The sequence below is a fragment of the Longicatena caecimuris genome (genome assembly GCF_004341945.1).
GTDB lineage: Bacteria > Bacillota_I > Bacilli_A > Erysipelotrichales > Erysipelotrichaceae > Longicatena > Longicatena caecimuris.
Genome location: NZ_SMBP01000005.1, coordinates 52,504 through 64,010, shown reverse-complemented (window position 1 = coordinate 64,010; position 11,507 = coordinate 52,504). Strand labels below are relative to the sequence as shown.

Genomic DNA, 11,507 nt, shown 5'->3' with positions numbered 1-11,507 from the left:
ATAAAGGAGAAACGGAATTATGACGCTAACATTAAATCAATTTGAATTACTTGTCTACATAGAACGTCATCAAAACACAAAGATCACACAGCGAGCATTGGCAAAACAGTTAGATGTATCACTGGGTGTTGTTAATAAAACACTGGCAGAGCTATTGGAAAGTGAAATGCTGCGCAGTATTCGCAATTCAGTGTATGATGTGACATTGAAAGGCTATGAAACCTTAGAACCTTACCGGGTGAAAAAAGCTATCTTCTTAGCTGCCGGCTTTGGCTCTCGTATGGTGCCTATCACTTTAAATACACCAAAACCATTAGTACTTGTTCATGGGAAACGCATCATTGAAACCTTATTGGATGCGGTCGTCGCAGCCGGTATTGAGGATATCACAATCGTACGAGGTTATTTAGGTGAGCAGTTTGATGTCTTGCTGCATAAATATCCGAAAATTAAATTTATTGAAAATCCATTGTATAATGAGACCAATAATATCTCCAGTGCGTATCTGATCAAGGATATGATGGAAGGTGCATATGTGTTGGAAAGTGATTTGCTATTATACAATCCGGAAATTATCCGCAAATATGAATATGCGACCAATTACTGTGGGATTAAAGTAGATGTTACCGATGATTGGTGTTTTCATACGAAAAAAGGATATATAACCAAATTGGGTGTCGGGGGGAAAGATTGTCATCAGATGGTCGGTATTTCTTATTGGAATAAGGAAGATGGCAAAACGATGGCTGAGGATATTGAAACCGTATTTAGAATGCCGGGAGGTAAAGAAAAATATTGGGATGAGGTGGCTTTAGCGGAATGTCTGCATCATCATAAGGTTATGGTAAAACCGGTTCATCAGGAAGATATTGTGGAAATAGATACATTTAAAGAATTGAAACAAATTGATCCAATCTATAATGTATAGTAAAGTTTTTATGTGGCATATTGTTACTAGGTGAAACATATGAAGGAAAAAATCTATGAATTTGATGCCATTATCAAAAAAGTGGAAGATATAGATGGAGCGTATGTCGAGATTCCCTTTGATGTGAAAAAAGAATTTGGCAAAGGACGTGTTTATGTTCATGCATGGTTTGATGATGTACCTTATGATGGCAGTTTAGTTAAGATGAAGACCCCTTGTCATATTTTAGGGTTACGCAAAGATATTCGTGCAATAATCAACAAACAGCCTTCAGATTCTGTGCATGTGAAATTGCAAGAGCGCGATCCTAAGGCAAAAAAACAGTAAATGATAAGAACTTGTGCTACACTATAGATGAGGAGTGATGATGATGAAAACAATAACAATAACGATTGAAGGTATGATGTGCCAACATTGTGAAACACGTGTTCAAAATGCTGTTATGGCACTAGATGGAGTGACGAGCTGTGAAGCAAGCGCAAAGAACAATCAGGCAGTCATTACCTTTGATGAAACGAAGGTTAAAGAAGAAAATATTAATGAAACCATTGAAGAAGTTGGCTATGAAGTAAAATAGGTGCGTGAGAAATCACGCACCTTTTTCAATCTGGATGTCTTAAAATAGCTGGAAATTATCGTTACTTAATAAAAATCATGAGTACTGTCATATCCATTACGTAACTGTAGGTCCAGATATAATTCAGCTAATACGCCTTCATAATAGGGATTGACAAACCAATTACCGATAATCAATAAATTGCCTAGAATACGCCAACCGATAAAGGATAGATCAAGTACAAACATATCGAATTTATGATGCATTGTCATATGACGGGAGCGCGCAAAGGCTTCTTCACTGCTCATTGACGGATCTTCTGCCAACAGATATGGAATCATCTGATATTCATAGGATTTTATGATGCCAGGGATAACAAATAACAAGGTCCATAAGAAGATTTTGATATTTTTTAACAGCATAATCTTTACGACATTGAGATAATTATCCGAAAAAATTGAAAAGATAACGGCGATACTTTGCGCTTCCTGTATATTTTGAAGAAAAAAGCGATTGACACCGCAACGTAAAGGATTGGCGATAAAGATACCGTACAGAATACCTATAATGCCAATAATAAAAACAATTAAAAATGCAAAGCCCAAAAAGTTGTTTAGCCAAATGGTATCAAAGATCGTCGCATCATGGAAAGTATAAGTTAAAGATCCAACACCCAATGTGATACCATCCTTATAATCGGATACATGATGTGCCTGATTGGCAATAGAATCACTGATACTGCCACATAATAACATGGCGATAAAGGAAACGAGAAACATCCTCCAATAGCTGCGCTGCATGACTGCCTTACAGCGGTCTTTTAATTCTTTTCGTGAAAACATAACATCACCCTTTCTCTATATATTAGCTAAAAGCTGGAATTTTTATCTTCGGGTATCATAAACCGCATAAAAACATACCCATTTTCTACCGTGTCTGAGAATTGAAAGCCTAATTTTTTCCAAAAGGCTTGCGCATCCTTGTTATGAAGATCTACCGGACAAGAAACTCTTGCTGCATTATATTCTTTTTGTAAGAAATGAATGCAGACTTTCGCCGCTTTTATACCAAATCCTTGCTTCTGGTAAGCATCATCAATAAAGAAATTAATAATTTGATAGTTTTTTTCACCTACATACATAGAAACAAAGCCAATCATTGTATCATCCTCATAAATGGCGAATGGTTTCATATCATGATAAAAAACATATGCTTCTGCCAATGAATATGTTACCGTGTCAACAAAATTCGTATTTGCGACAGTTGCTTTTAAAGCTAGACATCTTTCATAATTGGCTTCATTAATCGTTTGTAATCGTATCAATATACTCATCTCCATACAATCTGAATTAGCAGTTACGTATGGTTATTATAGCATATAAGTAATCATGTGGGATAGGAAAAAGCAAACGTCGAGTGTTTCAACGGAAAGAATGGTAAAAGATAAGTAAAAGGATAAGAAAAGAAAGAAGAAAACATGATATAATACCTACATAAAAAAAGCGAGGCGAAACTGATGAGGCTTGTACATGTATTTGTAGAACATCCAATATTACATTTAGACCATACGTTTACTTACCGTTGTTACGATGCCAATGTGAAACGTGGTGTCCGTGTTCAAGTGCCTTTTCATAAGACAAGTATCATTGGATTTGTCAGTAAAGTAGAAGAAGCAGATGAACAAACGCTTGCAAAATATCCTTATGAAATAAAAGAAATTACAAAGATTATAGATGCAGAACCATTGATTAATGAAGAACTGTTTGCTTTGGCTGACTGGATGGGGAAAACATATATAGCTCCGCGTATTGCATGTTTTCAATGTATGCTGCCGGCAAAATTAAAACCAAGTTCAACACATGGCAAGATCAAAATGGAAACATGGGTACGGATTTGCAAAGAGCCGACACAGAAATTAACGGAAAAACAACAGGCTGCTTATGAACAGCTTGAGCGTCATGGCTGCATGCGGCGCAGCACATTTTATCAAATGTTTAAATCTTGTGGTAAAAAATTGATTGCATATGGTATTGTCGAAAGCTATGAACAAGAAGCAAAGGCAAGCTTGCTGGAAAGTGAGCAGGATGAAGAAAAGACATTACAGCCGGATCAAAAAAAGGCTATGCAAAAGCTTTTACATGCAACCCAGGTGGTATCCTTACTACATGGTGTGACAGGAAGTGGGAAAACCGAGGTTTTTTTACAACTTGCCAAAAAAGTGTTAGAAACAGGACGACAGGTTGTGTTGTTGGTCCCTGAAATTGCATTGACTCCCCAAATGGTACAACGGGTAAAAGCACGTTTTGGGAAAGCAGTAGCTATTTATCATTCCGCATTAAATGCTCAGGAAAAGTATGAACAGTATCAATTGGTAAAAGAGCATAAAGTACAAATTGTCGTTGGTACACGCAGTGCTATTTTTATGCCATTTGATCATTTGGGATTGATTATTTTAGATGAAGAGCATGATACCAGTTATAAACAGGATGCAACACCACGCTATCATTGCCGTGATATCGCTGTATGGCGTGCAAAGTATCATCATGCCAAAGTCGTGTTGGCGAGTGCAACACCGTCTTTAGAAACATATGCCAGAGCTCATAAAGGTATTTATCAGCTAGTAGAAATGCCAAAACGCATCAATGCCCGTTTCCCTGAAATGCAATTGGTAGAGATGCGCAAAGCTGTCGGTAATTCAGAAAGCTATTTACTATCAAATGACTTATTGGATGCCATTTATGAGCGTCTGCAAAAGAAAGAACAGATTGTTTTATTATTAAATCGCCGTGGTTATACGCCAATCTTACGCTGCATTTCCTGTGGATTTGTTCAAATGTGTCCCCATTGCGATGTGGCAATGTCGTATCATAAAGAAGAACAGGTACTAAAATGTCATACATGTGGACACACGATGTCAGTACCTGCCTATTGTCCTACATGTGGTAAAGCCAGTTGGCGGTATTTAGGTATAGGTACACAAAAGTTGGAAGAATTTGTCCAGATCAAATTTCCACAGGCTCGTATTTTGCGTATGGATGCAGATACTACCGGAAAAAAGCATGCCCATGAAGACATTTTGAAATCCTTTGGGAATCATGAGGCAGATATTCTTTTAGGAACGCAGATGATTGCAAAAGGATTAGATTTTGACAATGTTACATTGGTTGGCATTGTGAATGGCGATGCTATGCTGAATCGAAGTGATTATCGCAGCGGAGAACTGACATATGATTTATTAGAACAGGCAAGTGGCAGAAGTGGGCGTGGTGATAAAGCAGGAAAAGTCATCCTGCAAGTATATGATACGCAACACTATGCTATACAAAGTGCCCTTCATCATGATTATCTGATGTTTTTTAAGCATGAGATGCGTTATCGTCACTTAGCCGGATATCCGCCGTATCGTTATTTGGTGTCTTTGGTTTTTTCTCATAAAACAAAAAAAATGGTGGAAAAGGATGTGAAAGCAGCCATGCAGATTTTAGAAAAGAAAGAAAACGGTAAGATTTTAGGCCCGGCTTCTTTAAACAAGCTACGTGACGAATATCGCATGCGGATCCTCTTAAAAGGAAAGGATCAAGCATTATTGAATCATTATGCATGGGATGTCTATCAGAACCATATAACCAAAAAAGCTAGAACACGATTGGATATTGATGTATCACCGGTGGTACTGGAGTAAATATGAAAAAAGAACTTTTAAAAACAGTGTTGCCCTATGGTATAGCAATTGTATTATTGCTTATTGGCAGCTTTTATGATTATCAGATTACCAATGCTTTGCATGGACGATTGCCCTATAGTGGTGTTTTCTTTGAACGATTGATTTTAATTCCTTTGCAATCTATGGTCATCGTAACCTTTGCGATGTTGTATCTCGTAAAACGAAAATATAGATATCTTTTTTGTGCTATGATTGCTTCTATTTACGTCGTACAGGATGCCTTACATTACTGGATGCGCATAGACGCTCTATGGTTATATGGCATACTTCTTATATTGGCAGTTCTCTATCTTTTTACAATATTGCTTCTATTATCACAAATGGATCAACATTTGTTGCAACAGCGGCTACCTTTCTTTATCTTTTTTACTTGTGTGATGTTAAGTGCCGCAGCGTGTACAACCATCATAAAGCATTTTTGGGGCAGAATTCGCTATCGTGATTTAACAAATGCACAGGATTTTATAAAATGGTATCTCCCACAAGGTGTTACTGGAAATCGCTCTTTTCCTAGTGGTCATACGAGCGGATTTACTAGCATCCTGTGTTTCTTAGAGTGGCGGAAAAACCGTTATGAAAAATCATCAATCGTGCGTACGATCATCATTTGGATGTTAATTATATACATGCCTATCTCACGTATGGCCATGGGTGCTCATTTTTTAAGTGATACTGCTGTCGGCTTTCTTATGACCTATAGCTGGTATTTGTTTTATCGAAGATATTATCGAAGGAGAGAAGTATTATGAATGCTAGAATGTTTGCTTACACAGCGCTTTGTCAGATCTGTATCCATAAAACCTATAGTAACCTTTATTTACGTAAAGAATTAGATAAGGCTGAACATAAGGATAAAGGACTCATCACGACTATTGTATATGGAACCTTACAAAACTATCGCTTATGTCGCTATCAATGGGAAGATATGGTACAGAAATTACCAAAAGAAGAAACAGCAGTCTTATTGGATATGAGTGCATATCAGTTGTTTTATATGGATAAACTGCCGGCATATGCCATCATCAATGAAGCTGTAGAGATAGCCAAAAAACATGGTGGTAAAAAACAGGGAGCATTAGTAAATGCCGTTTTACATAAGGTCATGCAGCGAGGGCAAAGAGAATTGCCAAAGGATGTGCTACAAAAGTTGGCAATAAAAACTTCACATCCAGATTGGCTCATCAAAATGTGGAAGGCGCAATACGGAGAGGAAACTTGCCGCGCCATCTGTGAAAGTAATATGGAAACGCGTAAACAGTGCGCCAGAGTGAATCTCATGCGTATGAGTCGTGAAGAATTACTAGCACAGGACAATCAATTTACAGTTGGACAATTAGCTTCTTCTGTATATTATCAAGGGACCTCTTTAGCCCATACTTCCTGGTATGAAGATGGTATGTTGTCCATACAGGATGAAGCCAGTCAACTGGTTGCTTATTTTGTAGATCCTCAGCCTAAGGAGCGCATCTTGGATGTATGTGCAGCCCCAGGGACAAAGTCTACACATATGGCGGAATTGATGCAGGATGAAGGAGAAATCATCTGTGGTGATATTCATGAACATCGTGTGGAACTAATTCAACAAGGTGCAGATCGTTTACAGCTGCATAGCATTCATCCTGTTGTCATGGATGCGACGAAATTACAAGGATTACAGGAAGCTAGTTTTGATCGTGTGTTATGTGATGTACCTTGCAGCGGCTATGGGGTTTTAGCAAGAAAAAGCGATATCAAGTATCATATGCAGAGTGAGGATATGGATACATTGATTCCTTTACAAGCAGCTATTTTAGAAAAAGCAAGCACAATGGTGAAACAAGGCGGTATCCTTGTTTATTCTACCTGTACTTTAAATAAAAAAGAGAATGAGAAGCAGGTGGAAAAGTTCTTAAAGAAACATGAGGAGTTTACCTTAGTATCACAGAGAACTATATTTCCTTTTGAGTTTGGCAGTGATGGCTTTTATATGGCGAAGATGGAGAAGAAAGCTTAATTAAGCAAAATTGGGGGATAGATTATGAGAATCAAAGATAAGTGGGTAGGGTAGAAAAGATTATTTCTGATTTTGTAGATGCGTATAATACGTAATTGGCATAGATTACGCAATTAATAGGATTTAAAAACCATAAAATGTGAGAGATGAGCATGCCGATCTTTCACCTTTTTGTGTTACATAGATAGTTAAGTGCTTGATATTTTACATTATATTTGGAATCTTTTTCATTGCGTAATGAAATGTTTCAGAGTATAATTCTGAATAACGAGGTGAACATGATGCTAGAAATAAAAGTGTTAGAAAAGGTTCTGGAAACGGCTCTGAAAACCGGAGGCGATTTTGCGGAAATCTTTGAAGAAAAAAATTATCGTAATTCTATTTCCATGCTGAATGGAAAGGTTGAAGATGTTAACAGTGGAGTACGCAGAGGTATTGGTTTGCGTATCTATCATGGTTTAGAATCGGTATATGCGTATACCAATGATCTAAGTGAAGAAAATTTGATAAAAACAGCGAAGCAGTTATCTGCCGCTATTGATGATCAACAAGTCATTGAACATGTCAAACTGCAGGAAGTAACCTATGAGAATGCGCATCCGGTTACGTTATATCCAAAGACATTTCCAATGGAAAAGAAAGTTGCATTGCTGAAGCGTGCTAATGATGCTGCCATGGCATATGATGCACATATCCAAAAAGCCATGTCATTTTTAATGGATGAAGAACAGCATGTTGCAATTGCCAATAGCGAAGGGCGCTATATTCAAGATACGCGTGTGCATACCCGTTTAGGAGTTACCGTAATTGCAGAAGACGGCGATTTGCATGAAACCGGAAGCTGTGCACCAGGATCTAGCAAGGGCATGGAATTTTATGAAGAAGCACTGCCGGAAGAAACAGGGAAAGAAGCAGCTAGAGCAGCAATGCAGATGCTTTATGCCGATGATTGTCCTAGTGGCACAATGCCTGTCGTGATTGAAAACGGCTTTGGCGGCGTTATTTTCCATGAAGCGTGTGGACATGCTTTAGAGGCTGCAGCAGTTGCGAAAGGTCAGTCTGTATTCTGTGGTAAATTAGGACAGAAAATAGCAAGTGAGTGTGTTACCGCAGTCGATGATGGAACGATACCAAATGCATGGGGTTCTGAAAACATTGATGATGAAGGAAACTTCCAACAGCGTCGTGTATTGATTGAAAATGGTATTTTAAAAAGCTATATGATCGATAGACTCAATGGTCGCAGAATGGGTATGGAAAGTACCAGCAGTTCTCGTCGAGAATCTTATAAATATGAAACAACTTCCCGTATGTCAAATACTTTTATTACAGAGGGAAATGATACGTTAGAAGATATGATTGCAGGTATTTCTTATGGCTTATATGCAAAATCCTTAGGTGGAGGAAGTGTAGATCCAAGTACCGGAGATTTTAACTTCTCAGTACGTGAAGGCTATTTGATCAAAGACGGTAAAATCAGTAAACCGGTGAAAGGTGCTACTTTGATTGGTAATGGTGCTGATGTCTTGATGAAAATAGATATGGTAGGAAAAAATGTATTACGTGCACCTGGTATGTGTGGGGCAAGCAGCGGTTCTATTCCTACTGATGTAGGACAACCACCATTACGAGTAAGTGCGATGATTGTCGGTGGTAAGGAAGGAGGAAGTGCAAATGAATAAGCAGTTATGGATGGATGCGGCAAAAAAAGCCGGATTAGAACAATTTGAAATCTATGAACAGCGACACACTTCAACTTCTATTAATGTTTATGAACAAAAGGTAGATTCCTTTAGTATCAGTGATTGTGATGGGATTGCCATGCGTGGGATTTATCAGGGGAAAATGGGAAACTGTTTCTTAGAAGAAGTAGATGATGCGCAGATAGACGATGTATTAGATCAGATTAAACAAAATGCTTCTATTATTACTGCGGAAGATAAAGTAATGATCTTAGCACCAGCAGAAAGTTATCCAACAATACAAAAGCATAAAAACACATTATTAGAAACAGAAAACAGTTTAAAGATCCAGAAACTTAAAGAACTGGAAGAAACAGTAAAACAAATGGATTCACGAATTGCACAAGTCATGACAACCACCTATGAAGAAAGTGTTGCAGTACGCAGTATTGTAAATACAAAAGGTATGGATCTTTGTGACAGTGACAGTTGTTCCATAGTTTATGTGGAAGTATTGGCAAAGGACGGCGAAGATACAAAGAGTGCTTTTGATTGGCTGTATATAAAAGATCTGGAAGCCTTGGATATACCTGCTTTTGCGCATAAATTATGTGATAAGGTCATCAATAAGCTTCATGCGGATACGATAGAAAGCGGCAATTATCCATTATTGATGGAAAAAAGTGCTATGACCTCATTGTTTAGTGCTTTAGCAGGTTTGTTTGATGGCGAAAATGCCTTTAAAGGCATTTCTATTTTGAAAGATAAGCTTAATGAAGCTATCTTTGATGCAAAGATTAGTGTAATTGATGATCCTTTAATGGAGGATGGCATAAATTCAGCATCCTTTGATGATGAAGGTACAGCATGCTATACGAAAACAGTCGTTGATAAGGGAATATTAAAAACGTATCTGCATAATAGCAAATCAGCAGAATTGATGCAGACAACTTCTACTGGCAACGGCTTTAAAGGTGGCTATGGCGGACCAGTTGGTATTTCACCAACAAACTTTTATATCGAAAATGGTACAGCAAGCTATGAAGAAATGATTAAAACGATGAAAAAAGGTGTTATTGTCACCAATCTGAATGGTCTGCATGCCGGATTAAATCCAGTATCAACAGAGTTTTCGTTACAATCCGAAGGTTTTTATGTAGAAGATGGTGTCATTGTGAAACCAATTAACCTATTCACGATATCTGGTAATTTCTTAGATATGATGAAACATATTAAAATGGTTGGCAACGACTGTAAGATGGGAATGAGCGGTGTCGGTACACCAAGTATTTTATTTGAAACCATTGCTGTAAGTGGTAAATAATCATAGAGAAGAGTTTTCCAAAACAGGTAAACTCTTTTTTTGAATTGTTAAGTTTAAATAAGTAATATTCAAAAAGTGTTGTTTTTATTTTTTCATCTATTATTCTTGTGCCACCTGCATAAACAAATCTTTCTGTTCATTCAGCTTCTTAAAGAAAATCTTAAAACTTCCTGAAAATCCATTCAATCTAATAGGTAGGATGGTCAATTCTATGGTAAAATAAAAGGCGGTTGGTGATAACATGAAGAGTTTATATGATTTTAACTATGAGCAAATGGCAGAATTAGCACTTTCTCATGAATGGAAGAAATTTCGCGGACACCAGATTTTTCAATGGCTGTATCGCAAACGGGTAACCTCTATTGATGAAATGAGTGATTTGTCAAAGGAAACAAGAGAAATTCTAAAAGCAAACTATGCTTTGAAGCCATTGACTTTAAAAGATAAACAAGTATCCAGTGATGGTACAACAAAATATTTATTTGCCTTGGAAGATGGCTCCTTGATCGAAAGCGTCTTAATGCAGTTTGATTATGGAAAAAGCATCTGTGTAACAAGCCAAGTTGGTTGTAATATGTCCTGTGCGTTTTGTGCCAGTGGTTTAACGAAGAAAAAACGCAATCTTACCAGTGGTGAAATGGTTGCACAGGTGATGTATGTACAACAGGATTTGGATAAACAAGAAGAGCGTTTAAGCCATATCGTTGTTATGGGTACTGGAGAGCCATTTGATAATTATGAAAATGTGATGAATTTTTTAAGTACGGTGAATCATGATCGTGGCTTAGGTATCGGGGCAAGACATATTACGATTTCGACTTGCGGTGTCGTTCCTAAGATCTATGAATTTTCAAAGGAACATACCCAGTATAACTTAGCGATTTCTTTGCATGCGCCTAACAATACGCTGCGTGATGAGCTGATGCCGATCAATCACGCCTATCCTTTGGAAGAACTCATGAAGGCAATTCGTCAGTATGCATCAGAAAACAATCGACGTTTAACGTTTGAGTATATCTTATTAAGAGGTGTCAATGATCAAAAAGAGCATGTGAAACAGTTGGCAAAACTATTGCGTGGTTTAAATGCTTATGTAAATTTGATTCCTTACAATGCAGTGGATGAGAAAGGTTTTCAAGGTGTTGATCATGCCCATGCAATGGTCTTTTATGATGCCCTCATGAAAGAAGGGATTCGCTGTACGATTCGTAAGGAACATGGAGCGGATATTGATGCGGCATGCGGACAGTTAAGAGTGAAGCATTTACGCAAAGAAGCAAAAGAAAGGCAGGGAAACTAG

The 11,507-nt window shown here is 37.7% G+C and carries 11 protein-coding genes; 9 read left to right on the top strand and 2 right to left on the bottom strand.

The features are described from left to right. The first annotated feature begins 19 nt into the window (after window positions 1–19). The 3 genes from EDD61_RS04325 to EDD61_RS04315 are packed head-to-tail and all read left to right on the top strand — an operon-like array spanning window position 20 to window position 1,505. The gene (locus tag EDD61_RS04325) at window positions 20–928 is read left to right on the top strand and encodes a sugar phosphate nucleotidyltransferase (RefSeq protein ID WP_008979620.1); all 909 of its coding nucleotides are present in this window, start codon (window positions 20–22) and stop codon (window positions 926–928) included. A gap of 39 nt (window positions 929–967) precedes the next feature. Further along, the gene (locus EDD61_RS04320; RefSeq protein ID WP_117547221.1) at window positions 968–1,255 is read left to right on the top strand and encodes a DUF1905 domain-containing protein; all 288 of its coding nucleotides are present in this window, start codon (window positions 968–970) and stop codon (window positions 1,253–1,255) included. A 43-nt stretch (window positions 1,256–1,298) separates the two neighbouring features. Continuing rightward, the gene (locus EDD61_RS04315; protein WP_020991200.1) at window positions 1,299–1,505 is read left to right on the top strand and encodes a heavy-metal-associated domain-containing protein; all 207 of its coding nucleotides are present in this window, start codon (window positions 1,299–1,301) and stop codon (window positions 1,503–1,505) included. A 65-nt stretch (window positions 1,506–1,570) separates the two neighbouring features. On the opposite strand, the gene EDD61_RS04310 is transcribed toward EDD61_RS04315, so the two are convergent. Continuing rightward, the gene (locus tag EDD61_RS04310) at window positions 1,571–2,326 is read right to left on the bottom strand and encodes a DUF975 family protein (RefSeq protein ID WP_132224211.1); all 756 of its coding nucleotides are present in this window, start codon (window positions 2,324–2,326) and stop codon (window positions 1,571–1,573) included. A 26-nt stretch (window positions 2,327–2,352) separates the two neighbouring features. After that, complete coding sequence (locus tag EDD61_RS04305; protein ID WP_132224209.1) at window positions 2,353–2,817, bottom strand: GNAT family N-acetyltransferase; 465 nt, start codon at window positions 2,815–2,817, stop codon at window positions 2,353–2,355. Between the two features lie 183 nt (window positions 2,818–3,000). Between EDD61_RS04305 and priA the strand changes: the two genes are divergently transcribed. From priA to rlmN, 6 genes are all read left to right on the top strand, one after another. Next, window positions 3,001–5,166 (top strand): replication restart helicase PriA, encoded by a 2,166-nt coding sequence (priA, locus tag EDD61_RS04300; protein WP_132224207.1) that lies wholly within the window; start codon window positions 3,001–3,003, stop codon window positions 5,164–5,166. A 2-nt stretch (window positions 5,167–5,168) separates the two neighbouring features. Continuing rightward, window positions 5,169–5,957, top strand: a complete 789-nt coding sequence (locus tag EDD61_RS04295) for a phosphatase PAP2 family protein (protein ID WP_132224205.1) — start codon at window positions 5,169–5,171, stop codon at window positions 5,955–5,957. Then, the gene (rsmB, locus tag EDD61_RS04290; protein WP_132224203.1) at window positions 5,954–7,201 is read left to right on the top strand and encodes a 16S rRNA (cytosine(967)-C(5))-methyltransferase RsmB; all 1,248 of its coding nucleotides are present in this window, start codon (window positions 5,954–5,956) and stop codon (window positions 7,199–7,201) included. The genes EDD61_RS04295 and rsmB overlap by 4 nt, the downstream gene beginning before the upstream one ends. Window positions 7,202–7,482: 281 nt before the next feature. Continuing rightward, window positions 7,483–8,883, top strand: a complete 1,401-nt coding sequence (locus EDD61_RS04285; RefSeq protein WP_008979612.1) for a TldD/PmbA family protein — start codon at window positions 7,483–7,485, stop codon at window positions 8,881–8,883. Next, window positions 8,876–10,207, top strand: coding sequence for a TldD/PmbA family protein (locus EDD61_RS04280; protein WP_132224201.1), 1,332 nt, complete (start codon window positions 8,876–8,878; stop codon window positions 10,205–10,207). Before EDD61_RS04285 ends, EDD61_RS04280 begins: the two co-directional genes overlap by 8 nt. A gap of 241 nt (window positions 10,208–10,448) precedes the next feature. Further along, window positions 10,449–11,507 (top strand): dual-specificity RNA methyltransferase RlmN, encoded by a 1,059-nt coding sequence (gene rlmN / locus EDD61_RS04275; RefSeq protein WP_132224199.1) that lies wholly within the window; start codon window positions 10,449–10,451, stop codon window positions 11,505–11,507.

What these genes read in the sequence shown, in the direction of transcription:
- EDD61_RS04310 (WP_132224211.1), bottom strand. Translation starts at nt 2,326, where the DNA reads ATGTTTTCACGAAAAGAATTAAAAGACCGCTGTAAGGCAGTCATGCAG.
- EDD61_RS04325 (WP_008979620.1), top strand. Translation starts at nt 20, where the DNA reads ATGACGCTAACATTAAATCAATTTGAATTACTTGTCTACATAGAACGT.
- EDD61_RS04280 (WP_132224201.1), top strand. Translation starts at nt 8,876, where the DNA reads ATGAATAAGCAGTTATGGATGGATGCGGCAAAAAAAGCCGGATTAGAA.
- rlmN (WP_132224199.1), top strand. Translation starts at nt 10,449, where the DNA reads ATGAAGAGTTTATATGATTTTAACTATGAGCAAATGGCAGAATTAGCA.
- EDD61_RS04320 (WP_117547221.1), top strand. Translation starts at nt 968, where the DNA reads ATGAAGGAAAAAATCTATGAATTTGATGCCATTATCAAAAAAGTGGAA.
- EDD61_RS04285 (WP_008979612.1), top strand. Translation starts at nt 7,483, where the DNA reads ATGCTAGAAATAAAAGTGTTAGAAAAGGTTCTGGAAACGGCTCTGAAA.
- rsmB (WP_132224203.1), top strand. Translation starts at nt 5,954, where the DNA reads ATGAATGCTAGAATGTTTGCTTACACAGCGCTTTGTCAGATCTGTATC.
- priA (WP_132224207.1), top strand. Translation starts at nt 3,001, where the DNA reads ATGAGGCTTGTACATGTATTTGTAGAACATCCAATATTACATTTAGAC.
- EDD61_RS04315 (WP_020991200.1), top strand. Translation starts at nt 1,299, where the DNA reads ATGAAAACAATAACAATAACGATTGAAGGTATGATGTGCCAACATTGT.
- EDD61_RS04295 (WP_132224205.1), top strand. Translation starts at nt 5,169, where the DNA reads ATGAAAAAAGAACTTTTAAAAACAGTGTTGCCCTATGGTATAGCAATT.
- EDD61_RS04305 (WP_132224209.1), bottom strand. Translation starts at nt 2,817, where the DNA reads ATGAGTATATTGATACGATTACAAACGATTAATGAAGCCAATTATGAA.